This window comes from Nocardioides sp. NPDC057577, from assembly GCF_042801335.1.
Taxonomy (GTDB): Bacteria; Actinomycetota; Actinomycetes; order Propionibacteriales; family Nocardioidaceae; genus Nocardioides.
This window is the reverse complement of the sequence record NZ_JBHVGB010000082.1, coordinates 1-24,239: the sequence shown is the minus strand read 5'-3', so window position 1 is coordinate 24,239 and position 24,239 is coordinate 1. Positions and strand designations below refer to the sequence as shown.

Annotated in this window: 20 protein-coding genes; 11 read left to right on the top strand and 9 right to left on the bottom strand. The window is 68.5% G+C overall.

Annotated elements, in window-relative coordinates; all coding sequences use genetic code 11:
• Window positions 1-47 precede the first annotated feature (47 nt).
• Window positions 48-803 (bottom strand): L,D-transpeptidase family protein, encoded by a 756-nt coding sequence (locus tag ACFU7D_RS16900; RefSeq protein ID WP_378869027.1) that lies wholly within the window; start codon window positions 801-803, stop codon window positions 48-50.
• A 719-nt stretch (window positions 804-1,522) separates the two neighbouring features.
• The gene (locus ACFU7D_RS16895; protein ID WP_378869024.1) at window positions 1,523-2,002 is read right to left on the bottom strand and encodes a GIY-YIG nuclease family protein; all 480 of its coding nucleotides are present in this window, start codon (window positions 2,000-2,002) and stop codon (window positions 1,523-1,525) included.
• Window positions 2,003-2,292: 290 nt separating this feature from the next.
• Here ACFU7D_RS16895 and rsmG point away from each other — a divergent pair, with 290 nt between their 5' ends.
• From rsmG to ACFU7D_RS16875, 4 genes are all read left to right on the top strand, one after another.
• Entirely contained in the window at window positions 2,293-3,033 is a 741-nt protein-coding gene (gene rsmG, locus ACFU7D_RS16890; RefSeq protein WP_378869021.1) for a 16S rRNA (guanine(527)-N(7))-methyltransferase RsmG, read from the top strand.
• Window positions 3,034-3,179: 146 nt separating this feature from the next.
• A complete protein-coding gene (locus tag ACFU7D_RS16885) occupies window positions 3,180-4,115 on the top strand; it encodes a ParA family protein (RefSeq protein ID WP_378731546.1) in 936 nt (311 codons plus the stop codon).
• A gap of 1 nt (window position 4,116) precedes the next feature.
• Window positions 4,117-4,251, top strand: a complete 135-nt coding sequence (locus tag ACFU7D_RS16880) for a hypothetical protein (RefSeq protein ID WP_378869017.1) — start codon at window positions 4,117-4,119, stop codon at window positions 4,249-4,251.
• Window positions 4,252-4,269: 18 nt separating this feature from the next.
• Complete coding sequence (locus ACFU7D_RS16875) at window positions 4,270-5,310, top strand: ParB/RepB/Spo0J family partition protein (RefSeq protein ID WP_378869014.1); 1,041 nt, start codon at window positions 4,270-4,272, stop codon at window positions 5,308-5,310.
• Between the two features lie 222 nt (window positions 5,311-5,532).
• Here the strand turns inward: ACFU7D_RS16875 and ACFU7D_RS16870 are convergent, their stop codons facing one another.
• Entirely contained in the window at window positions 5,533-6,849 is a 1,317-nt protein-coding gene (locus tag ACFU7D_RS16870) for a PLP-dependent aminotransferase family protein (RefSeq protein ID WP_378869012.1), read from the bottom strand.
• A gap of 67 nt (window positions 6,850-6,916) precedes the next feature.
• Here ACFU7D_RS16870 and ACFU7D_RS16865 point away from each other — a divergent pair, with 67 nt between their 5' ends.
• Window positions 6,917-7,573: a GNAT family N-acetyltransferase gene (locus ACFU7D_RS16865; protein ID WP_378869009.1), complete on the top strand. Its 657-nt coding sequence runs from the start codon at window positions 6,917-6,919 to the stop codon at window positions 7,571-7,573.
• Between the two features lie 130 nt (window positions 7,574-7,703).
• Here the strand turns inward: ACFU7D_RS16865 and trxA are convergent, their stop codons facing one another.
• The 5 genes from trxA to ACFU7D_RS16840 form a co-directional block, all read right to left on the bottom strand.
• On the bottom strand, window positions 7,704-8,033 hold the full coding sequence (trxA, locus tag ACFU7D_RS16860; protein WP_091044069.1) for a thioredoxin: 330 nt from the start codon (window positions 8,031-8,033) through the stop codon (window positions 7,704-7,706).
• A gap of 123 nt (window positions 8,034-8,156) precedes the next feature.
• Window positions 8,157-9,131, bottom strand: coding sequence for a thioredoxin-disulfide reductase (gene trxB, locus ACFU7D_RS16855; protein ID WP_378869006.1), 975 nt, complete (start codon window positions 9,129-9,131; stop codon window positions 8,157-8,159).
• 91 nt (window positions 9,132-9,222) lie between these two features.
• Window positions 9,223-10,965, bottom strand: a complete 1,743-nt coding sequence (locus ACFU7D_RS16850; RefSeq protein ID WP_378869003.1) for a protein kinase family protein — start codon at window positions 10,963-10,965, stop codon at window positions 9,223-9,225.
• Window positions 10,966-11,017: 52 nt separating this feature from the next.
• Window positions 11,018-12,739: a murein biosynthesis integral membrane protein MurJ gene (gene murJ, locus ACFU7D_RS16845; RefSeq protein WP_378869001.1), complete on the bottom strand. Its 1,722-nt coding sequence runs from the start codon at window positions 12,737-12,739 to the stop codon at window positions 11,018-11,020.
• Complete coding sequence (locus tag ACFU7D_RS16840) at window positions 12,736-14,928, bottom strand: DUF6049 family protein (protein ID WP_378868998.1); 2,193 nt, start codon at window positions 14,926-14,928, stop codon at window positions 12,736-12,738. The genes murJ and ACFU7D_RS16840 overlap by 4 nt, the downstream gene beginning before the upstream one ends.
• 50 nt (window positions 14,929-14,978) lie before the next feature.
• Here ACFU7D_RS16840 and ACFU7D_RS16835 point away from each other — a divergent pair, with 50 nt between their 5' ends.
• From ACFU7D_RS16835 to ACFU7D_RS16825, 3 genes are all read left to right on the top strand, one after another.
• Entirely contained in the window at window positions 14,979-16,430 is a 1,452-nt protein-coding gene (locus ACFU7D_RS16835) for a CCA tRNA nucleotidyltransferase (RefSeq protein WP_378868996.1), read from the top strand.
• A 118-nt stretch (window positions 16,431-16,548) separates the two neighbouring features.
• Window positions 16,549-19,212, top strand: a complete 2,664-nt coding sequence (locus ACFU7D_RS16830) for a calcium-binding protein (protein WP_378868993.1) — start codon at window positions 16,549-16,551, stop codon at window positions 19,210-19,212.
• Window positions 19,213-19,289: 77 nt separating this feature from the next.
• Window positions 19,290-19,745: an SRPBCC family protein gene (locus ACFU7D_RS16825; RefSeq protein WP_378868991.1), complete on the top strand. Its 456-nt coding sequence runs from the start codon at window positions 19,290-19,292 to the stop codon at window positions 19,743-19,745.
• 15 nt (window positions 19,746-19,760) lie between these two features.
• Here the strand turns inward: ACFU7D_RS16825 and ACFU7D_RS16820 are convergent, their stop codons facing one another.
• Complete coding sequence (locus ACFU7D_RS16820; RefSeq protein ID WP_378868988.1) at window positions 19,761-21,050, bottom strand: helix-turn-helix domain-containing protein; 1,290 nt, start codon at window positions 21,048-21,050, stop codon at window positions 19,761-19,763.
• Between the two features lie 151 nt (window positions 21,051-21,201).
• Between ACFU7D_RS16820 and ACFU7D_RS16815 the strand changes: the two genes are divergently transcribed.
• Genes ACFU7D_RS16815 through ACFU7D_RS16805 form a run of 3 tightly spaced genes read left to right on the top strand, consistent with a single transcriptional unit; the run spans window position 21,202 to window position 24,229 of the window.
• A complete protein-coding gene (locus ACFU7D_RS16815) occupies window positions 21,202-22,305 on the top strand; it encodes an efflux RND transporter periplasmic adaptor subunit (protein ID WP_378868986.1) in 1,104 nt (367 codons plus the stop codon).
• Window positions 22,302-23,009, top strand: coding sequence for an ABC transporter ATP-binding protein (locus ACFU7D_RS16810; protein WP_378868983.1), 708 nt, complete (start codon window positions 22,302-22,304; stop codon window positions 23,007-23,009). The genes ACFU7D_RS16815 and ACFU7D_RS16810 overlap by 4 nt, the downstream gene beginning before the upstream one ends.
• On the top strand, window positions 23,006-24,229 hold the full coding sequence (locus tag ACFU7D_RS16805; RefSeq protein WP_378868980.1) for an ABC transporter permease: 1,224 nt from the start codon (window positions 23,006-23,008) through the stop codon (window positions 24,227-24,229). Before ACFU7D_RS16810 ends, ACFU7D_RS16805 begins: the two co-directional genes overlap by 4 nt.
• Window positions 24,230-24,239: the final 10 nt, after the last annotated feature.

Below are 24,239 nucleotides of genomic sequence, written 5' to 3'. Positions count from 1 at the left end.
ACCCTGTTGAGGGCCGGTGGTCTCGACAAGCTCGACCACCGGCGCGGCTAGGACCAGTAGACGACGACCCCGTCACCGATGCGGACCTGGTCGAAGACCCAGGCGATCGACGACTTGTTGCGTACGTTCGCGCAGCCGTGGGAGCAGCCGTTGTAGCCGCGGGCGGCGAAGTCCGAGGAGTAGTGCACCGCCTGGCCGCCGTTGAAGAACATCGCGTACGGCATCGGCGTGTGGTAGATCGACGAGACGTGGTTGCGGCTCTTCCTGAAGATCTTGAAAGCGCCCTCGCGGGTCTTCGTGTCGGAGCAGCCGAAGCGGGCATCCATCGCTCGGATGATCTTGCCGCTGCGTACGTAGCGCATCCGGCGGTCGGTCTTGTCGACACAGAGGACACGGCCGGTGAGGCAGCGGCGGTCGAGGTTGTAGAGCTTCGCGTCGGTCGGGGTGCTGGTCAGCGAGCGGAGCCGGTCGAGGGTGCGCTGGTTGACCTTGCCGGTGACCGTCAGGTGCTGGTTGCGCTGGAACACCTTGACGGCGCCGGCGGTCTTCGAGCCGTAGGTGCCGGTGACGCGTCCCTTGAAGATCTGCCGCTCCTTGAGGCGAGCCTGGATCTTGCGGACCCCGATGCCCGTGGAGCCCTGCTGGTAGAGAGCCTTGTATGCCGTGTGCAGCCCGACCTGCCCGACGGAGGCCGACGGCGCGCTGGCCTGGGCGCTGCTCGGCGCCGCGATCGAGCCCAGGGAGAATCCCAGGGCGAGAATGGTGGTGAGGAAGATCGCCACCGGGGTTCTACGGACGTTCACATCAGCTCCGTGGGTCATGGATGGAGGGCCCGGTCGCACGGGCCGCTGGAGTCGCACCCGGGGTGCGACCTACTACGACTAAGACGTTCGAGCAGCGTGCGCGGTTGCATCAGATTCGCGAGCCTGCCCGCGGACTTTAGCGCACCCAGCGCCCGCGCGGCGCCTTTGGGAACCCTTCCGCGGATTCGTTGGGCCAGCGTTCTTCCAGGCGTCTCCGGGGAGGTCGGTTTCACGTGAAACGGGGTGGTCATCGAGCCTGTCGAGATGACGTCGTGCGTACGTAGATGTGGTGGTCTCGACAAGCTCGACCACCAGGCTCGACCACCGGAGGCTCGTGCGTACGTGCATGTGGTGGTCTCGACGGGCTCGACCATCGGGGTCGGTCATCGAGCTTGTCGAGATGACGTGGTGGGGGGAGCGGGGGTTGTGGTCTCGACAGGCCCGCGCACCAGAGACTCGTGCGTGCGTACGTGTGGTGGTCTCGACAGGCTCGACCATCGGGGTCGGTCATCGAGCTTGTCGAGATGACGTGGTGAGGGGAGTGGGGGTTGTGGTCTCGACAGGCTCGACCACCGGCTCGAGCACCGGAGGCTCGTGCGTGCGTACGTGTGGTGGTCTCGACAGGCTCGACCACCGGAACCTCGTAGGTGCTGTGGTCTCGGGAGGCTCGACCATCGGTCATCGAGCTTGTCGAGATGACCCTCGCTGCTGAGTGTGGGTCAGGGGTGTGGCGTCGTCGACGTGTTGGCTAGGCGTGGGAGCTCGCCGAGGTCTCCTCTGATGAGAGCGAGGCGCTTGGCTCGACTCCAGTTCTGGACCTGCTTCTCCCGCATGAACGCATGATCGACGTGGTCGTACTGCTCGTACCAGACCAACTGCACCGGGAGGCGATGGCGGGTGTACTCCGAACCGAGGCCGACCCGGTGCTCGGTCATGCGGCGTTCGAGGTCCGTCGTGCTGCCGACGTAGAGGGTTCGGTCGGCGCAGAGAAGCATGTATGTGTAAGCCATGTCCTCATCATGAGTGCGACCACCGACAGTCCTGGGTCGAGCGCTCCTGGAGGTCGAGCTTGTCGAGACCTCCGCTTCGTCTGGGGTGGTGGTCTCGACAGGCTCGACCACCGGAGCTGGGTCATCGAGCTTGTCGAGATGACGCGGTGAGGGGAGCGCGAGAGCCGTGGTCTCGAGAGGTTCGATCACCGAACTGGGTCATCGAGCTTGTCGAGATGACCTCATCCGTACGAGGGTGCCGTGGTCTCGACAAGCTCGACCACCGGGACTGGGTCATCGAGCTTGTCGAGATGACGCGGTGAGGGGAGCGCGAGTCGTGGTCTCGACAGGCTCGACCCCCGGAGACTCGTGCGTACGGCATGCGGTGGTCTCGACAGGCTCGACCACCGGGAACTCGTGCGTACGTGGGTGCTGTGGTCTCGACGGCGTTCGGCCATCGGGAGTTCTTGGTTGTGCGTTTCACGTGAAACAGTTCGTGTGTGAGCGAGGAACGTGGGGACTTGGGTGGCCTGGGCGAGGTGGACCCTCGGGCGGAGAAGCTCTTTCCGGCTGATCGGCTGGAGCTCGCAGAGAGGTACGCCGCCTGGCTGGCCGACGCGGGGGTTGTGCGCGGTTTGATCGGACCGCGGGAGGTTCCGCGGCTGTGGGATCGGCACATCCTCAACTGCGCCGTGCTCGGGGAGGTGATCCCCGAGGGGGTCGCGGTAGCTGACATTGGGTCTGGTGCGGGACTGCCGGGCTTGGTCCTCGCGATCGCCCGCCCGGATCTGCACATCACGCTGATCGAGCCGCTGCTGCGGCGTACGACCTTTCTCGAGGAGGTCGCCGAGGATCTCGGTCTCGAGAACGTGACGGTGTTTCGGGGGAGGGCGGATGCCTTCCACGGCGAGCTCGGGTTCGACGTGGTGACCTCGCGAGCCGTGGCCGGCCTGGGCAAGCTGCTCGACTGGTCGATGCCGTTGGTCGTACCGACGGGCGCGCTCGTCGCGATGAAGGGGTCGAGCATCGAGGCGGAGATCGACGAGGCCGAAGCGGCGCTGAAGAAGTGGGGATGCGCACCGCCGACGGTCTCAGAGCTCGGTGTAGGCGTTTTGGAGACAACAACTGTCGCGGTTCGGGTGGTTTGGTCGGATCCCGCACGGGTAGATTGGCCGCCGGTCCCGAAGGGCGGCCAGAAGGGGCCCAAGGGCGGGTCCCGCAAGAAGAAGCGCCGCCGTTGAAGGTGGTCGAGCTTGTCGAGACCACGAGCTTTCGGGCGTGAGACGTCATCTCGACAAGCTCGATGACCGAACGATGAGGATGAGGAAACATGCCGTACGACGACGAGAGCGCACAGAACGCCGTTTCACGTGAAACCGACGAACCGGTGTCGATCAGGCTCCGTACGGCCGGGGACATCGCGTCCTTCGAGAACGACTTCGACACGGAGGCGACGCCGCTCGCCGCTGCCGCCGAGCACACGCTCCTGGCGCGTGGTGCGGCGAGCAATCGGCCGCCGCTGCCGCGCCCGGCGAGCACGCGCGTGATCGTCTCCGCCAACCAGAAGGGCGGCGTCGGCAAGACCACCTCGACGGTCAACATCGCCGCGGCCCTGGCGCAGCTCGGTCAGAAGGTTCTGGTCATCGACCTCGACCCGCAGGGCAACGCCTGCACCGCGTTCGACGTCGACCACTTCCAAGGCACCCCGGGGACGTACGAGGTCCTGGTCGAGGGGGCCACCCTCGAGGACGTCGTCGTGCCGGTCCCGAAGCTCGAGGGCCTCGAGCTGGTGCCGGCGACCATCGACCTGGCCGGCGCCGAGGTCGAGCTCGTCGAGGAGCGCGGACGGGAGCAGCGCCTGAAAGAGGCGCTGGCCAGGTCCCCCCGCGTGGGTGACGCTGAAGACCGTTGGGACTACGTCCTCATCGACTGCCCGCCGTCGCTGGGCCTGCTCACGGTCAACGCGCTCGTCGCGAGCACCGAGGTGATGATCCCGATCCAGGCCGAGTACTACGCGCTGGAGGGTCTGGGGCAGCTCCTCAAGACCGTCGAGATGGTCCGCGCCGCGCTGAACCCGACGCTCAAGGTCTCCTCGATGCTGATCACGATGTACGACGCCCGCACCCGCCTCGCGTCGCAGGTCGCCGAGGAGGTGCGCGAGCACTTCGGCGACACGGTCATGCGCACCTTCATCCCCCGCGCCGTGCGCGTGTCCGAGGCGCCGTCGTTCGGGCAGACGGTGATGACGTACGACCCGGGCTCACCGGGTGCGCTGAGCTATCTCGAGGCCGCCAAGGAGCTCGCCAAACAGAGCGAGCACTGAGGTGATCGAGCTTGTCGAGATCACTGGCGAGACGGGCAGAGCACCGGTGATCGAGCCTGTCGAGACCACCCGCGAAGCGGCCGGAAATCCGGTGGTCGAGCTTGTCGAGACCACCCGCGAAACAGCAAGAATCTGACATGGGGGACATGAAGAAATGAGTAAGCAGCCGCCGAAGCGTGGTCTCGGACGAGGTCTGGGCTCACTGATCCCGACCGCTCCTCCGGCTGGCGGGAACGAGTCGGCGGACAGCGCTTCTGTCCAGCCGGACGTCCGTCATTCGGACCTTTCCGCTGGAGCGACTTCTGGCTCATCCGTGGACCCCGGGTCCACCGACTCGGCGGAAGGCCGCCAGATCGAGAATTCGAATCTGGCACCCGTCGACGGTGCATATTTCGCCGAGCTGCCGGTCACGCAGATCCACCCCAACCACGTGCAGCCTCGTCAGGTCTTCGACGAAGAGGCGATGGCCGAACTGGTCCATTCGATCGAGGAAATCGGCCTTCTCCAGCCCATCGTCGTCCGGAAGGTGGCGACCGACTCCTACGAACTGGTCATGGGTGAGCGCCGGTGGCGCGCCACTCAGAAGGCCGGCCTCGATGTCATCCCGGCGATCGTCCGCGAGACCGACGACACCGACATGCTCCGGGACGCGCTTCTGGAGAACCTGCACCGCTCGCAGCTGAACCCTCTCGAGGAGGCGGCGGCCTACCAGCAGCTGCTCAGCGACTTCGAGTGCACCCACGACGAGCTCGCGCAGCGGATCGGTCGGTCGCGGCCGCAGATCTCCAACACGATCCGGCTCCTGAAGCTGTCCCCGTCGGTCCAGCGCCGGGTCGCCGCCGGCGTTCTCTCGGCCGGTCACGCCCGGGCGCTGCTCGCGGTCGACGGCGAGGCACAGCAGGACAAGCTGGCTCAGAAGGTGGTCGCGGAGGGCATCTCCGTACGCGGCCTCGAGGAGATCGTCGCCCTCGGAGACCCGGACGGTGACGCCTTCGCCACGCCGCGCGTGCGGCGAGCCAAGCCGACTGCTCCCGGGCTCAAGGAGATCTCCGACAAGCTCTCGGACCGCTTCGACACCCGGGTCAAGGTCGATCTGGGCCGTTCCAAGGGAAAGATCACCGTCGAGTTCGCCACCCTGGAGGACCTGCGCCGGATCGTCGAGCTGATGTCAGCCGCACCGGACGAGTCCATTTAGTCATCAAGCGCTAAAGAGCTTTGTCGACAAATAGATTTGCCCGGTCATCGAGCTTGTCGAGATGACCTCTCAACGAGGCCAGGTGGTCTCGACAAGCTCGACCACCGAGGTCTCCCGGTCATCGAGCTTGTCGAGATGAGGCTCGGGGATCGGTCATCGAGCTTGTCGAGATGACCCTTGCGTGACAGGTGGTCTCGACAGGCTCGACCACCGGTGGCCGACCTACTGCGTGTTCGTCGAGGGGTGCTCAGCGCCGCGGATGGGGAGGCCGGGGATGGGCCCGGTCGCACCGAACGTCTCCAGGAGCTCCATCTCGGCCTCGATGACACCCGCCAGGCGGCGTACGCCTTCTCGGATCCGCTCCGGGGTGGGATAGCAGTAGGAGATCCGCATCGAGGAGGCACCGAAGCCGTCGGCGAAGAAGCCGGTGCCGGGGACGAACGCGACTCGCGAGGTGACCGCGCGAGGCAGCATCGCCTTGCTGTCGATACCGGAGGGGAGCGTCAGCCAGACGAAGAAGCCGCCGTCGGGCTTGGTCCACGTGCACGCCGCGGGCATGTAGTCCTCGAGCGCGTCGAGCATGGCGTCGCGGCGCTCGCGGTACATCTCCCTCATCTGCTTGATCTGGCCCTGCCAGTCGTGGTTGGCGAGGTAGGCGGAGACGGCCATCTGGTTGAACGGCGGCGGACAGAGCGTCGCGGACTCCTGGGCGAGGACCAGCTTCTCGCGGATCGCGGAGGGGGCCAGCGCCCAGCCGACCCGCAGGCCCGGGGAGAACGTCTTGGAGAACGAACCGAGGTAGATGACACCCGGGTCCTGGGCGCGCATCGCCGGGCGGGGCTCGTCGTCGAAGCCGAGGAGCCCGTAGGGGTTGTCCTCGAGGACCAGGATGTCGTGGCGCCGGCAGATCTCGAGGATCTCGGTGCGGCGCTCGGGCGTCATGGTGACGCCGGTCGGGTTCTGGAAGTTCGGGATCGTGTAGAGGAACTTCACCTTGCGGCCCGCGGACTTCGTGGAGACGATCGCCTGCTCGAGCGCGCTCGGGATCAGGCCGCTGGCGTCGACCTCGGCGTGCACGATGTCGCACTGGTAGCCCTTGAAGACACCGAGAGCCCCGACGTACGAAGGAGCCTCACAGATCACGACATCGCCGGGGTCGCAGAAGACGCGGGTGACCAGGTCGACGGCCTGCTGGGAGCCGACGGTGACGACGACGTCGTCGGGGTGGGCCTCGATGCCCTCCAGGCGCATGACCTCGCAGATCTGCTCGCGCAGGACGGGATCGCCCTGGCCGCCGCCGTACTGCAGCGCGGTCGGGCCCTGGGTCAGGATCAGATCCTTGATCGAGTCGCCGACCACGTCCAGCGGGAGGCTGGAGATGTTGGGCATGCCGCCTGCCAGCGAGACGACCTCCGGGCGCGCAGCCACTGCGAAGAGAGCTCGGACCTCCGAGACCGTCATGCCTGCGGTGCGTGCGGCGTAGCGGTCGGCGTAGGGATCGAGTCGGGATGATGTTGCGCGCTGGGGAAGATCAGTCATGGTGTCACCATCATGAAGGATCGCATACGCTGGTGACAGACCCTTAACCGAGTATCAAGGGTGAGACATGGCACGCCGTATCCTGCCGCTGACGCTGGACCTCTTCGCCGAGGTCCCGGCGCCGTGTCGCGCCTGTCTGTTCTGGGAGCGCGACCCCGTCGGCCATCGACGCGTCGCCTCCGCACAGACGGTCGGGCTCAAGGAGGCATGGATCTCCGAGGTGCTCCGCGAATGGGGGTCTTGCGGGCGGGTTGCCGTCGTGGACGGTACGCCCGCGGGGTTCGTGCTCTACGCGCCGCCGGTCTTCGTGCCACGGGTGGCCTCGTTCCCCTCCGGTCCGGTGTCCGCCGACGCGGTCCTGATGACCACGGTGTGGATCGATCCGCGCCATGTCGGTGGCGGGATCGGCCGGATGCTGGTGCAGGGGATGGCGCGCGACCTGGTCCAGCGGGGATCGGTCCGCGCGATCGAGGCCTTCGGTGACGTCGGGCCGCTGAGCGGGATCCACGGCCGGCGCTGCGCCGCCCCGGCCGACTTTCTGGGGCGGGTCGGTTTCAAGACGTACCGGGATCACCCCACCGTGCCGCGGATGCGGATGGATCTGAAGCAGACCGTCACCTGGATCGACGATTTCGAGTCGGCCTGGGAGCGGCTGCGTGACGTCGTGCGCCCCCGCAACCATCCGTCCCCTGCCTCATCCGAGCTGCATCGCGACGCGGAGTGAATGTTTCATGTGAAACGTGGTCGAGCCCGGTGGTCGAGCCCGGTGGTCGAGCTTGTCGAGACCACCCGTTCCGCGAAATGACGATGGCGCGCCACCGTGACAGTGGCGCGCCATCGTGTGACAGCTGGTGTCAGCCGATGAACTCCTGCAGCTCCTTGAGGAGCGCGGCCTTCGGCTTCGCGCCGACGATGGACTTCACGACCTCGCCGCCCTGGTAGACGTTGATGGTCGGGATGCCGGTGACGCGGTAGGTGGAGGGGGTGACCGGGTTCTCGTCGACGTTCATCTTGGTGAAGGTGACCTTGTCACCGTGCTCGCCGGCCAGCTCCTCGAGGATCGGGGAGACCTGGCGGCACGGGCCGCACCACTCGGCCCAGAAGTCGACCAGTACGGGCTTGTCGGACTTCAGGACGGTCGAGTCGAACTCGGCGTCGGTCACGGCGGTCATGTTGTCAGCCACGATGGGTTCCTTCTCGGTAGGGACGGGTATTGGGAAGTCTGTGGTCAGAACGCTGGGTCTGCGTCGCGCATTCCCAGCCCCCGGTCATCGAGCTTGTCGAGATGACCAGGGTAGACGCGGCGATCAGGCCGAGACGGCAGCCGCCTCGGCGTGGGCCTGGTGGGCGAGGAACTTCTCCGCGTCGAGCGCGGCCTGGCAGCCGGTGCCGGCGGCGGTGATCGCCTGGCGGTAGACGTGGTCGACCAGGTCACCGGCGGCGAAGACGCCCTCGATGTTGGTGGCCGTGGAGCCGTCCTTGGTCAGGACGTAGCCATCGTCGTCGAGGTCGACCTGGCCCACGAGCAGCTCGGACCGCGGGATGTGGCCGATGGCGATGAACAGGCCGGAGCACTCCAGGTCGCGCAGCTCGCCGGTCTTGGTGTCCTTGACGGTGATGCTCTCCACGGAGAGCTCGCCGTTGATGGACTCGACCACGGAGTTCCAGGCGATCTCGAGCTTCGGGTCGGCGAAGGCGCGCTCCTGCATGATCTTGGAGGCGCGCAGCTCGTCGCGGCGTACGAGCAGGGTGACCGAGGAGCCGAAGCGGGTCAGGAAGAGGGCCTCCTCCAGCGCGGAGTCGCCGCCGCCGACGACCACGATGGGCTTCTGACGGAAGAAGAAGCCGTCGCAGGTCGCACACCAGGAGACGCCCTTGCCGGAGAGCTCGTCCTCGCGGGGCAGGTCGAGCTTCTTGTAGCCCGAGCCGGTGGCGAGGATGACGGCCTTCGCGTAGTGGGTGTCGGTCGCGGTCTTGACGACCTTGACCGGACCGGTGAGGTCCATCTCGATGACGTCGTCGGGCTCGAGCTCGGCGCCGAAGCGCTCCGCCTGGGCACGCATGTTGTCCATCAGCTCCGGGCCCATGATGCCGTCACGGAAGCCGGGGAAGTTCTCCACGTCGGTGGTGTTCATCAGGGCACCCCCGGCGGTCACCGACCCCTCGAAGACGAGCGGCTGCAGTCCCGCGCGGGCGCTGTAGACAGCTGCGGTGTAGCCCGACGGGCCGGAACCCACGACGATCACGTTGCGGGGGTCGGTCGGGGACGACGGGGTCGGCATCAATGGCTCCTCAGGTGTGGCTGGCGAACTGCACAACAGATCGTAGGCCACGTACATTCCAGGGCCCTGAACGCCGAGACCCCGACTCGCGTCAGGAGACGGGGGTGCCGAGGACCTGGACTTCCTTGACCTCGGCGCGGTAGCCGCCGTCGACCTGGGGGAGACCGGTCATCCACACGAGTACGTAGCTGCCCTCAGGGGCGCCATCGACCTTGATCTCGTCCTCGGTGCCGACGCTGCCCTTGGCGGCGGGAGCGCCGGTCGGGTCGTCGCTCCACGGGGAGTCGCCGACGTAGACCTCGATGTCGGTGGGCTCGCCGATCATGTTGAACTTCAGGGAGTCGACGGCGTACTCGCCCTTGAGGTTGAGGACCAGGCCGATGCCGGGCTTGAGGGAACGGGGGCGGTCGCCGATCTGATCGTTGTATCGCTGCGTACGCCACGCCAGACCCTTCGTGTCGCCGTCGACCACGAGGTCGACAAGGTCGGGCGTCTCGGTGGGCGGGTCGCCGTGGGGGTCGAGGTCCTTGGCGGTGATGCCCTTGATGACGGTCGGCTCGGCGGCAGCGGTGTTGTCGCCGCCGTTGTTGCCGGTGCCGGGGTTCTCGGCGGTCGTGTTGGGGTCGTCGTTGATGATGTTCCAGGCGATCGACCCGGCGATGAGGACCAGCACGACGAGGCCGACGCCCATGGCGACGCGGAGCCAGTTGGTGCCGGGCTTCTGGTTGTAGTCCGGCTCCTCGGCGATCGGTACGTTGGCGCCGGTCCACGGGCCCTGCCAGCCGTTGTAGGAGGCATCCGGGGCCACCGGACGCCGGGCAGCGGCCGGAGGCGCCTGCTGGGGCCGCTGCGGCGGTACGTAACCGGGGGTCTCATCGGCGAACAGCGGCTTCGACGGGGTCGGGTCCTGCATCGGCGGCGGGGAGGACGGGCGCTGGCGCTGGGGGCGTACGGCATCGGGAGCGACGCCGATGGCGTTCGACGCAGCCCGTGCCTCGGCCGGCTCGGCCTGGGTCGGCGCCGCCATCGCCTGGGTCTCCTCGTCGATGGCCGAGGGCCGGTTGAGCGGGGCGGTCGGCTCACCGGAGAAACCGGCGAGCGCGGAGTGCAGCTCGGCCGCGGTCAGCGGCGGCATGTCGGCGCCGCTGCCCAGCACCCGGTCGCAGAGGTCGTCGAGGGGACGCGGCACACCGGCGCGTACCTGACGGGGACGGAGCACGCGGCCGTGGTCGCGCGGCGCCGGAGGCATCGAGGACAGCGTCTCGCCCGCCCACTTGCCGGTTAGGGCGGCGTAGAGGACGCCGACGGCGTCGACTCGGTCGCGTCGCTGGGAGTCACGGGTGTCGGGGTCGATCCCGTGCAGTGCGGCGTCGACACCGAAGCCGATGACACGCACCGCGCCGAGGTCGTCGAGCAGCACGGCCTCGGGGTTGAGCCGGCCGTGGGCGTGGCCCTGGTCGTGGGCCAGGACCAGCAGGTCGGCGACCTCGGAGGCGATCCAGGCGGCCTGCTGCGGCGGCAGCGGGCCACCGGCGGCCAGCGCGTTCTCCAGCGACGAGCCCTCGCCCCACTCGTTGACGACGTACGCCACCTGGTCGGTCTGGGCGGCGTCGAGGACGCGCAGCATCCGGGGGTCGCCGACGGCAGCGGAGTTGCGGGCCGCGGCCATCAGGCGCGGTGCGCGCTCGTCGCGGGCATCGAGGACGTGCACGGCAACCGGGCGGCCCAGCACCGCGTCCTGGGCGCGCCAGAAGCGTCCCTCGCGGGACTCGCTCAGCAGATCCGTCAGCTGGTATCTGCCGGCGAGGACGTCGCCTGATTGCGTGAACTCCATATCGGACCCATTCTTTCAGACCTTGCCAGACAGTGATGAGGCTGTCCGATGGTCAACGGCGCAGCCGTCGGGCAACCTGTTGCACCATCGTGGTCAGCTCCTTGACCTGGGCAGCCTGCGCCCCGAGGAGCAGCATGCCGAGATGCAGCGCCCCGACGATAGCGGCCCCGATCAAGGCCAGCACCATCGTCGGCTCGTCGTTGATCATGCCCAGCGCCGTGCGGAGCAGCCATGCGGCGGCCGCGGCCACGACGGTCACCATGACCAGGCGGGCGAGGAACCCGAGCAGCCCGCGACCGTCCAGGTCTCCGAGCGTGCGCTTGAGCACGACGTACGAGACGACGGAGCCGACCAGGTAGGACAGCGTGTAGGCGCCGGCGAGTGCGGGCGCGGTGTATTCCGAGGAGACGGCCCTGGTCAGCAGCAGCGCGGCGACGATGTTGGTGGTGGCGACCGCGCACTGGATGAAGAAGACCGTGCGGTTCTGCTCCAGCGAGTAGAAGCCGCGCAGCAGCAGGTAGTGGATCGTGAAGAAGACCAGCCCGGCCGCGAAGACCGTCAGCGTCGGGGCGTAGTCCTTGAACGCGTCGGCGCCGGCGCCGTAGCCGAACAGGAGGTGGGCGATGTCCTCGGAGAGCACCGGGATCAGTGAGGCGATCGGGATCACGATGGCGAGCGCGTTGCGCAGCTGCTGCGACAGCGTACGTCCCAGCTCGGGCAGCTCGCCGGCGGTGCCGTAGCGCGACAGGACCGGCAGGATCGCCGTCGCCAGGGAGACCGTGATGATCGAGTGCGGCACCTGGGTGACCAGGAAGCTGTTGGAGTAGACCGTGTAGCCGGTGCCGCCGGTTCCCGAACCTTCCGAGGCGAGGTTGACCACGATCGTGTACGCCACCTGGTTGACGACCACGAAGAGCACCGTCCACATGCCCAGCCTCGCGGTCTGCGAGAGCCCGGCGCCGCGGAAGTCGAAGCGGGGTCGGTAGCGCACACCGGTCTTGTGCAGCACCGGCAGGAGCAGCAGGAACTGGAGGACGATGCCGAGGGTCGAGCCGAGCCCCAGGAGAACCTCCTGGCCGGTGGTGAAGCCACCGACGTCGGAGGGCCCGAAGACGACCAGGTAGGTCACCAGGGTCGTGATCGCGATGATGTTGTTGGCGATCGGGGCCCACATCATCGGCCCGAAGCTGCCGCGGGAGTTGAGCACCTGCCCGACCAGCACGAACATCCCGTAGAAGAAGACCTGCGGCAGGCACCAGCGGGCGAAGTCGATGGCCGACTCGAGCTGGGCGGCGTTCTCCGCGGCGTACCACTTGTCGCTGAGGTAGAGGTTCATCAACAGCGGCGCCGCGAGCACCAGGACGATCGTGACGAGACCGAGGAAGAGCCCGGCGAGCGTGATGATCCGGTCGGTGTAGGCAGCCCCGCCGTCCGCGTCCTTCTTCTGCGCCTTCACCAGCTGCGGCACGAGCACCGCGTTGAAGACGCCGCCCGCCAACAGGATGTAGAGCATGTTGGGCACGGTGTTGGCGATGTTGAAGACGTCGGCGTGCAGCCCGGAGCCGAGGGCGGCGACGAGGAGTGCTGAGCGGATGAACCCGCTGGCCCTGGAGAACATCGTCCCCGCGGCCATCACCGCGCTGTTGGCCAGGATCGAGCTTCCGCCGGACTTCTGCTCGGGGGCTGTCACATCACTGCCGATCGCTTCGCTCGCTTCGGCTCCTCGTTCGTCGAGAGCGCCCGAGCTCGTTCCGCGCTCGCGCTCTCCACTCACTCGTCGCCTCCTGACGTACGTGCTTTCTTGGCTTTCATGATGCGCCGGGTGAGTCGCACGGCGATCGCCGCGAAGAGTAGCGCGCAGCCGGTGCCGACGAACCACCAGATCACTCCGCTCACCTGCGAGGGGCGGATCGGGACGGAGGCGTGGGCGCCCAGCGGGTTGCCCTTGGTGTCGGTGACGACGATCAGCGCGGTGTGGGTGCCGGTGTCGAGCATGCTCGCGGCGAGGTTGAAGCTGGCCTTGGAGTTGGCGTCGAGCTGGACCGGCTCGGAGGTCGCGACCCGCAGCGACTCGTCGGTGATCGCGTCCAGCCGCACCGTGACGGGCTCGTCGAGCTCGTTGCTCAGGGTGACCTGGAACTCGCCGCCCTTCATGCTGGAGAGGATCACCTTCGGCGGTACGGCCACGGTGACCGAGCTGAGCTCGGAGCTGACCTCGCTCAGCGCGTCGGCGGCCGGGTCGGTGTTGCTCTTGCGGGCGGAGTAGGAGATCGAGGTCAGAGCCTCGCTGAGGATGTCGGAGGCGACCTCGTCGTTGTGGGTCAGGATCCGCTGCAGCATCTCGCCGGCACCGATGAGCTCGTTGGCCGTGTCGATCCGGTCGGAGGAGATCTCTGCCTTCATCTCGCGACGGGGGTAGCGGAGCTTGTCGGCCGTGATCGACGTCGCCTTCTGCCCGGTGAGGGCCTCGTCCAGGGTCGAGGACGAGATCCAGGCGGCCTTGTTCCAGGGGGTGACGAACGAGGCCGCGCTCTGCGGAGGGTGCCAGCCGTCGGGGAGCACGGCGATGAGTGGCTTGCCGGAGCCGCGCAGCAGGGCCGCCTCGGCGACGAGACGCTGGCGCACCGAGATCGCGTCGATCGGATCGTTGGGCCCGGGCCCGCCGGCGGCAGCGCCGGAGGAGGTCACGATCATCTGGTGACCGTCGAGGTCGGCGATGACCGGCGCGGTGCCGCGGAACATCTTGTCGCTGACCAGGCTGACCGCACCTGGCTCGAGCAGGTTGACCGCGGCGCGATCGAGGTAGCCGGTCGGCGGCGCGACGGCCGAGGTCGCCTTGATGCCGAGCTCGGCGAGCGCCTGGGCGGTGTGCTCGCGCGCCGTGGCCAGCAGGTCGGGGTCGGTCGTGGCGAGCGCGGACAGGTCCGGGTCGGCGTAGGGGAGAGCGATCAGGTTGTGGCCGGCGAGCGCGTCCTCGAGTCGACCCAGCCAGACCGTCGCGGCCTGCTTCGCAGCCTCGGCCTCCTCGTCGATCGGCTCCTCGGCGTCGGCGTCGGCGCTGGCCGAGGGGCTCGGCACCAGCGCGGAGGCCGAGGGCGACGCACTCTGGCTCCCGCTCTCCTCCGGCTCCTCCTCACCCTCGTCCGTCGGCGCCAGGTTGCGGGCGGGGTTGCCCTCGGCGAGGTTGCGTACGGCATCGATCAGCGCTGGGTCGATGGCCCAGGTGAGATCGGGCATCTCGGAGCCGGTCTCGAGCATCCGGAAGAGCCGTCCGCCGGCGCCCAGGTCGCGGGTCCAGCCCGGGAGGTAGTTCACGCTGCCGTCGCCGTTGTAGACCACGCTGCGCCGTAGCGGCATCACCAGGGACACCTTCTCGGCCTTGGCTTTCTTGTTCGGCTCCTTGACCAGCGGAAGGAACGTGCGTGCCCGACCGTCGGCGGTGTTCGGCGTGGTGGAGCCGAGCGCGTGGACCCCGAACCAGTAGACCCCGGGCTCGGTGACGCCCAGCAGTCTGCGCGGCACCGAGAGCGACCACGAGTAGGTCTCGCCGGGCGCGAGGTCGGGGATCGCCGCGTACGTCCCCTCGGCCACGACCCGCTCGCCGACCAGGGCGTCCGCGGGCATGTCGGCGGCCTCGGCCAGCTCCTCGGAGGTGGTCATCGGCGTGTCGCCCACGAACGGGTAGACCTTGACGCCGTGCCACTCCTCCTCGGTGGTGTTGGTGACCTTGCCGCGCAGGGTGATCCGGCCCTTGGTGCGGCCGTCGAGGCTGACCGTGTCGAGCTCGTCGATGCTCATCGCCAGCGGATCGGACTCCGCGGTCTCCTCCGCGGCCCGGGCCGGGGCGGCCAGCGTGGTCGCGGACAGCATCAGCAGCAGGGGTGCCAGCAGCACCAGGACGAGTGCGGCGGTGACTCGCCCACGTGGCCGTGGCGGCCTCGCCTGATGCTGGCGGACTGGCATGACTTCGAGAATATCTTTCAGGGGGTGCGGTCCTCGTAGACTGCGGCGTTGTGTCCGACAGCCAGCTTCCCCCGATCAGCGTCGCCGATGTTCAGCGATCGGTGACTGCTGAACTGGACCGTATCGCACCGGTCATAGACTCCCTCGGAGAGGCCTTCGCTGCAGACGGTCACGAGTTGGCGCTGGTCGGCGGCCCCGTCCGCGACGCGATGCTCGGCCGACCGCACAACGACCTCGACTTCACCACCTCGGCCCGCCCCGAGGAGACCGAGAAGATCCTGCGTACGTGGGGCGAGGCGCTGTGGGACATGGGCCGCGACTTCGGCACCATCGGCACCCGCAAGGGCCCGTGGCAGGTCGAGGTCACCACCTACCGCTCCGAGGCCTACGCGGCCGACTCCCGCAAGCCTGCCGTTGCCTACGGGACCTCGCTGGCCGACGATCTCGTACGCCGCGACTTCACCGTCAACGCGATGGCGGTGCGGCTCCCCGGCCGTGAGGTCGTCGACCTCTACGGCGGTGTGGTCGACCTGGCGACCCGGGTGCTGCGTACGCCCGGGACCCCGGAGGACTCCTTCTCCGACGACCCGCTGCGGATGATGCGCGCGGCGCGATTCGCCGCCCAGCTCGGCTTCGACGTCGCGCCGGAGGTCGTGGCGGCAATGACCGACATGGCCGAGCGGATCTCGATCATCTCCGCCGAGCGGGTTCGCGACGAGCTGGTGAAGCTGATCTGCGCGCCCTTCCCGCGTCGAGGCCTCTCGCTGCTCGTCGAGACCGGGCTGGCCGACCTGGTGCTGCCCGAGCTGACCGCGCTGCGGATGGAGCGCGACGAGCACAACCGGCACAAGGACGTCTACGAGCACACTCTGACCGTGCTCGAGCAGTCGATCGAGCAGGAGGCGCGTCTCGGTGGCGGGCCCGACTTCGTCTCGCGGTTCGCGGCGCTGATGCACGACGTCGGCAAGCCGCGCACCCGGAAGTTCCACGACGACGGCACCGTCTCGTTCCACCACCACGATGTCGTCGGCGCCAAGATGACCCGCAAGCGGATGAAGGCGCTGCGCTTCTCCAACGACGAGATCGACGCGGTCTCCTCGCTCGTCGAGCTGCACCTGCGCTTCCACGGCTACGGCGACGGGGAGTGGACCGATTCCGCGGTCCGTCGCTACGTGCGAGACGCCGGCGACCAGCTGCAGCGGCTCCACGTGCTCACTCGCGCGGACTGCACCACCCGCAACCGCCGCAAGGCCGACCGCCTCGCCCGCACCTATGACGCCCTCGAGGCCCGCATCGAGCGGATCTCCGAGGAGGAGGAGCTCGCCGCCCTCCGTCCCGCGCTCGACGGCAACCAGATCATGTCGCTGCTGGGCATTCCTGCCGGTCGCGAGGTCGGGGCTGCGTACAAGTTCCTGATGGACCTGCGCCTCGACGAAGGAATCCTCTCCGAGGACGACGCCGCCAAGCGGCTGCTGGCCTGGTGGGCCGAGCGCTCCGCCTGACCCGTTCGTGCCATACCCCAGGGGGCTGGGATGGGCTAGGTTGTGCCGGCGCGATCTGGTCTCGTGGGTCTCACAGAGGTGCGCAACACTCCATCTCGACTCATCGAAGGCAGCTCTCGTGTCTCGTCCTCGCCTCGTCGCGTACGCCTCCATCGTCCCCATCCTGTTGACCGGAAGCGCGCTGCTCATCTCCTCGGCCGCTGCGGACGAGCCTGCGCCCGCGACCTGCGGTGGCCTGGCCGTCACCGTCGACATCGGTGCAGGCGGAGCGCCGACCGACGGGGACGACGTCATCGTCGGTACGTCAGGTGTGGACGTCATCCACGCGTTGGGCGGTCACGACGTGATCTGTGGACTGGGTGGTGGCAGCGGCGTGGGAGCAGACATCGATCAGGTCTACGGCGAGGGTGGAGACGACCTGATCATCGGGGCGGGCGGCACCGACTACATGCGCGGCGGCGACGGCAACGACGTGTTCCGGGGCAACGGTGGCATGGACTACTACTTCCCGGGGATGGGCGACGACGACATCGTCGTCGCCAAGGGAACCGTTGCCGGACGATTGCTCTACTCCGACGTGCCGGTCGGTGTGAATGTCGACCTCAGCCTCTGTGGCGCCCAGATCGATGTTTCGGCGACGCGTCAGGACACGGGCGCAGGGATGGACAGCGTGCCCTGCGCCCTCTACCAACTGAGCGGGAGCCCTCAGGACGACCACTTGGCTGGGCGCGATCACCGCCGCGAGTATCTCAGCGGCGGAGCCGGTGACGACGTGCTCTACGGCGGCGACATGGACCCGGAGGTCGACACCAACAACGATTCGTACATGGGCGGCGCGGGCACCGACACGCTGGACTTCAGCCGTGTCGACCGCGCGGTATCTCTGGCCGCCCGGCCAGGCCCGGACGTGGCGTACTACCCAGCAGGGGTAGGGGATGTGGGCGTCAGCGACATCGAGAACCTTGTCGGATCGTCTAGGGACGACCGACTCCATGCCGGACCTGAGGCCGCGGTCCTCGAGGGCGGCCCAGGACACGACCGGCTGTTCGGTGGGCCGGCGGCCGACACGTTCGTGGATTCGACGGCGCAGGTCGTGTCCGGAGCCACGACGCCAGTCACCATCGACGGCACCGCCGGGACCTTCAGCAGCGGGGACACGTTCACCGTTGCCCCTGGAGTGACGGTGCGGGGATCGTCGGTCGACGACGTGATTCATCCCGGTCGCTTGTGCAACATCCATGGCGGCGGCGGAAATGACATGTTCGTCGTGGACGACACCATGGCCCCGGACTGTGCGCCGGGTGAGCGAGGAAGCTACCAGGGTGGGACTCTGACATTCAGCGCCCTGACCGAGCCTGCGACGTACGCCATCGGAGACCCGGCCGTCATCACTGCGTCTCAGCGCATCCCGATGCCGTCGGTCTCGGGGATGGCACTGGTCGGCACCCGTTTCGACGACGTCCTCGGCGGCGACGACGGCGACAACGTGATCGACGGCGGCCTCGGCAATGACCGCATCGACGGCGGCCTGGGCCTGGACACGGCCACGTACGCGGCGGCCGGGGCCGGTGTCACGGCATCGACGACGAAGGCGACCGGAGGCAGTGGGAACGACACACTGGCCGGCATCGAGAACCTGACCGGCAGCCGCTACCGCGATCACCTCACCGGTGACGCGACAGACAACGTCCTGGACGGCGGTGACGGCGACGACATCGTCTCGGGTGGTGCCGGCGCAAATGTGGTCAGCGGAGGCGCCGGGAACGACACCGTCGTCAGCGGACCTGATGACGAGCACCTGGCCTGCAACACCGGGACCGACACCGTCTCGTACGCCGGCGCAGGGTCGGCGATCCGGTTCACCGCCGCAGATCCTCACACGGCATACAACGTCACCGGCGGCGGCGGTGACGACCGAGCCTTCGACTGCGAGAACGTGACCGGATCGAACTATGGCGACACCATCGTCGGGACGAGTGTTGGCAACGTGCTCACCGGCGGTGGCGGAAACGACATCCTCAATGGCGGCGCGGGCAGCGACACCGTGTCCGGCGGGGAAGGCAACGACTCGCTCTATGGCAGCACCGGCAAGGACCGGGTCCTCGGCGGCGCAGGCAACGACACCCTCCGTGGCAACGCCGACAACGACACCGTCGATGGCGGTAGCGGCACCGATACCGTCTCGTACGACTACGCGACCGGCCGTGTCACTGCTTCGATGACCCGAGCCACAGGCTCCGGTGTCGGTACTGACACGCTCGCGGGCGTCGAGAACGTCACCGGCAGCGGGTACGCGGACACGCTCACCGGCAACGGCCTTGCCAACCTGATCGCCGGTGGCGGTGGCAACGACACCCTGGTCGGAGCCGGCGGGAACGACAGGCTGCTCGGCGGCAGTGGTGCCGACGTCCTGCGCGGCGACTCAGGCAACGACACGGTCGATGGCGGGTCGGGCACGGACAGGGCGAGCTTCACAAGCGCGACGGGACGGGTCACCTCGACCATGACGTCGGCATCCGGCGGGGCCGGCTCGGACAGGATGTTCGCGATCGAGAACCTCACGGGAGGTTCCTACGCCGACCGGCTGACCGGCAGCAGTGCCGCGAACGTGATCCAGGGCGGTGCGGGTGCCGATTACCTCTACGGGGCCGGTGGCGCCGACAAGCTCTACGGCGACAGCAGTGGCGACCGTCTGTATGGCGGCACCGGGAGCGACTACGGCGACGGCGGGACCGGACAGGACGTCGCGTATTCGATCGAACGTCGAAGGCACATCCCCTGACGGAACGGCTCCGGCCGCGCTGTTGACATCTGGGCGACTACTGTCCATCGAGCCATACTGACGGTACGGTTCCGGGCATGACGACGATCACAGATCTCGAGGCAACGACCACGATCAACGCGACGCCGGCTCAGGTGTGGGCCGCGATCACGGACCTTCCGCGGATGTCCTCGTGGAGCCCGCAGGTGGTGAAGACCGTCGTGTTCGGGCAGGTCAAGGAGGGGACGCGCTTCCTCAACATCAACCACCAAGGCTGGAAACACTGGCCGACGAACGCCAAGGTCGTACGCTTCGCCCCGCACTCCGACTTCGCGTTCCGGATCACCGAGAACACGACCGTGTGGTCCTACCAGCTCGCGGAGACCGCCGAGGGGACCGCCGTGACCCACCGTCGGGAGACCCCGACCGGCATCTCCGCGCTCTCGCGCTCGCTGACGAAGGTCGCCTTCGGCGGTCAGGAGAACTTCACCGAGGAGCTGCGTACGGGCATGGCGACCACGCTCGCCAAGCTCAAGGCCGACCTCGAGGGCTGACCCGATCGGCGGCGGTCAGGTGCGGGCGTTGGTGGTCCACCGGTAGACGGTGCGCTGGCTGACGCCCAGCTTGGCGGCCACGTCCGGCACCCGGGCGCCGGCGCGGACCAGGACTCTGGCGGCCTGAGCGTTGTCCTCCGGCAGGTTTGCGAGCAGGTCCTCGATCTCGTCGGGGAACGCGTCGGGGTAGTCCATCGCCGGCTCGGGATCGGGGATGTTCTCGGGGAACGGGATCCGGTCGAGGAGCGTGCCGTCGACCTCGGGCGGCTTGGTGGCCGTGCGGCCGTTGCTGAACTCCGGGGCCATCCCGGCACCCGGGGCGGCGTCGGCGGCGGTGCGGGCGGCCTCGGTCACGCGGCTCGAGACCCGGCGGCGAGTGTCGGGGGTGGCGAGAGCGGAGGCCATCTCACGCGTCCGGCTCTCCCGCGGCGGCAGCACCTCGCGAGGCATGTCGGCGAGATCGTTCGGCACCGGCTCGCCGGGCAGTTCGTCGCGCTGCTCAGCCGGCTCGGTGATCTGCTCCGTGATCTGCTCGGCAGAGACCCGCCCGATGACCGGCACGCTGAGCGCCTCGTGCACATCTGGCAGCGTGATCGGCAGCCGGTCGGCCTGGCGGGTGCCCTCGGCGACCGCGGCGAAGGCGTCGACCCACTGGGTGATCTGGTCGCGCATCGCGCCCGGCGCGACCGACCGCAGGGCGACCGCCTCGGCGCGCCAGTAGCGCTTCTGCGCGCGCTCCAGCTTCCGGCGGGACGAGGCCGTACGCTTCCGCACCGCCGTGTCGCGCGCCCGGCGCCACTCGACCCGGGTGGCGAGGAGGGCATGCATGCGAGCGCCCATCCGCAGGTCGGACCAGGAGCGTTCCATCGCCAGGTGGCGGTCACCGACGAGGGCCAGGTGCCACATCAGGGCGGCCAGCAGCGGCACGATGAACCGGAATGCCGCGGCGGTGGCGGCGTGCCCGAGGTGGATCTCGTGCCAGCCGGCGAAGAACCCGGACGCGGCGGACAGCAGCCAGGTCAGGGTCAGCAGAGTCTGAGCCGGCCGGTCCTGCTGAGCCGCCTCGCGGGCCATCAGCGCCACGGTGACCAGCGAGAGCTCGAAGACGCCGGCGAAGGCGTAGGCGTTGATCGCACCCATGGCGAGCACGTCGCGCCCGAAGCCGACCATGGCGACGTACGCAGCGGCCGTCGAGATCAGCGCGACCGAGACGGCGCCGAAGAGGATGAGGCCGCGACCATTTCCGGTCGAGCCCTTGCCTGCCGAACCCTTGCCTGCCGGGGTCGTGTCGTTGTCGGGACGCATCGTGGGGGTCTCCCGTGCCTGAGGCGATCGATCGGTCGGCCCCGGAGTCTAGGGGATCAAACACGTGTTCGAGACATACGTGGATGGAGTGTTGACAAACCCGGTGGAAATTCGGCCGCAGCGATCCAGAAGGCGGGGCTACAGTCCGCTCATGTCGAAGACGGCGGTGCGCCGCGTACTTTTCAAGTCGTTCTGGGCAGTGATCGGGCTGGTCATCGCGGTCAGCCTCTTCAAGCTGGCCTTCGCCGGGTCGACGCAGGATGCCGACGGGGCACCGCTCACGCCGACCGGGCAGATCCCTGCGGAGGAGGTCGTCGCCGAGAAGGGCACGATCTCCAACTCCCTCACCGTCGACGGCACGATCGTGATCGACAAGCCGGTCTCGGCCACCAGCTCGATGACCGGCGTGCTGGCGCACAGGTTCGCGGAGACGGGTGCCCGGGTGAAGAAGGGCGACAAGCTCTTCCAGGTACGCGCCGAGGAGGAGCCTGCCGAGCCCGTCGAGGAGGAGCCCGCCGAAGAGCCCGGGAAGGTCGATGACGCCACCGGCGACGGCGATCGCGACGACGCACCGGTCGAGCCGTCCGCGCCCAAGCCGGTCTACCACTGGTACACGGTCGTCGCGCCCGCCACCGGCGTCGTCGGCAACTACGCCGTCGACATGATGGGCGAGGTGGCCGAGGACGGCGTGGTGGTCTCGATCCGTCCCACGACCTTCCGGGCGGTCGGCGCGATCTCGCCGCTGGACCGCTACCGGCTGGCCACCGACCCCGACACCGCGACGGTGACCATCGAGGGCGGCCCGAAGCCGTTCACCTGCACCGACCTGAGCATCGGCGACGCGGCGACCGAGACGATCACCGACGACGCACCCGAGGGCGAGATGATGGAGGGCGAGTCCGGGACCGAGGGCGAGTCCGGCGCCGGCGCCCGGATCAGCTGCCTGGTGCCGGAGAAGGTGACCGTCTTCGACGGTCTGACGATGACCATGACGATCGACGCGGGCAAGAGCGACGGCGACGTGGTCACCATCCCGGTCACCGCCGTCACCGGCCTGGTCCGCGACGGCAGCGTCTGGGTCGTCGGCGAGGACGGCACCCCGACCGAGCAGCCAGTCAAGCTCGGTGTCACCGACGGCAAGCTCGTCGAGGTCACCAGCGGGCTGAAGGCCGGCGACTCCGTGCTGCGCTACGTCCCGGGCTCGAAGGAGTCGGGCGACGGGATGTCCGAAGAGATGCCCGTGGGGGAGATGTGAGCGCGGAGGAGCTCCTGCGGCTCACCGGCGTGGCCCGCACGGTCGAGCTCCCTGACGGCGAGGACCTGCACATCCTGACCAGCGTCGATCTGGCCGTACGGCGCGGGGACCATGTCGGCATCGTCGGCCGCTCCGGCACCGGCAAGTCGACGCTGCTGAACCTGCTCGGCCTGCTGGATCGGCCCACCGGTGGCACCCTCGAGTGGGCAGGTCGCAACGTCACCGAGATCAGCAACCGGCAGGCGGCCCGGATCCGCGGACGGGACGTCGGGTTCGTCTTCCAGCAGTTCAACCTGCTGCCGGGGCGTACGGCGCTGGAGAACGTGATGGCACCGCTGCTCTACGCCTCGGGGAAGGAGTTCTGGCAACGACGGAGGCGCGCGACCGAGATGCTCGACCAGGTCGGCCTCGGCGACCGGCTCGACGCGATGCCGCAGTTCCTCTCCGGCGGCGAGCAGCAGCGCATCGCCATCGCCCGGGCGCTCGTGCGCACCCCGTCGGTCGTCCTCGCCGACGAGCCGACCGGCGCGCTCGACGTCGAGACCGGCGCGATGGTGATGAAGCTGCTCGACCAGGCGACGTACGACTCCGGCGCGGCGCTGATCACGATCACCCACGACCAGAACGTCGCCGCCCTGGCCCGGCGGCGCTTCCGGCTGGCCGAGGGTCGGCTGCACCCGTTGACCGAGGAGGCGGTGGCGTGAGAGCGGCCCTGGCCCGCCTCGTCACCGGTCTGGCCGCCTCGACCGTCGAGGCGTGGCAGGAGCTGCGCATCCACAAGCTCCGGGTGCTGTTGTCCCTGGTCGGAGTGGCGGTCGCGGTCGCCTCGATCACCGCGACCGTCGCGGCCGGACAGATCGCGAAGCAGATGTTCACCGAGTCCTACGAGGTCGACGGCCGGCCGGCACACATCTCGGTGATGGCCTACGACGACACCAACGGCATGCCGCTCTCCGTCGAGCGGGTCCGGCCCGCGTTCCAGACGGTCGCGGAGCGGTTCGACGTGACGTACGCATCGGCGCGGATCTCCGCCTACGACATCAAGGCGACCACCTCGAGTCGCAGCAAGCGGGTCGAGCTGATGGGCGTCGACCCCGCGTACGCCGCCATCCACCGGGTCGTGGTGCCGCAGGGCCGCTGGCTCGACGAGTCCGACGCGGAGCGGCTCTCGCCGGCGTTGGTGATCGACGAGACCTTCGCCAAGAAGCTCGGCCTGCAGGGTGTGCCGCTGCCGACCTCCGTGGAGCTGAACGGCCAGGGGATGTCGGTGACCGCCACGATCGTCGGCGTGACGAGTCTGCGGGGCTACGGCACGCCGCGCGCGTTCATGCTGGCCGACTCGATGGAGCACTGGCAGGCCGGAGGCCCCACCGACGCCAGCTACGAGATGTGGGTGCCGGTCGAGGGCGCCGACGAGCTGGCCAACGAGATCGGGATGGCGATGCGGGCAGAGCTCCCGGGACTCCAGGTCGACGCCCAGCGCGACGATTACATGGCCTGGGGTGGCGAGGACCCGATCGGACCGGTCAAGTGGGTGATCCTCGGGATCGCCGGGATCATCCTGCTGCTCGGTGCGCTGAGCCTGCTCAACATCGCGCTGGTGACCATCCAGCAGCGGATCCGTGAGATCGGGATCCGGCGCAGCTTCGGCGCAACCACGGGGCGGGTGTTCTTCTCGGTGATGATGGAGAGCGTGGTGGCCACCGTCGTCGCGGGCGTGGTCGGCGTGCTCCTGGCCGTCGCCGCGATCAAGAACCCGCTGGTGGAGAAGTACGTCCTCCAGGGCATCGACGACGTCCCGCCCTTCCCGCTCTCGGCGGCGTTCCTCGGTCTCGCCGTCGCCCTCGCGGTAGGCGCGATCGCGGGCATCCTCCCGGCGATGATCGCCGCGCGGGTCAGGATCATCGACGCGATCCGGTTCTGAACCAAGAATC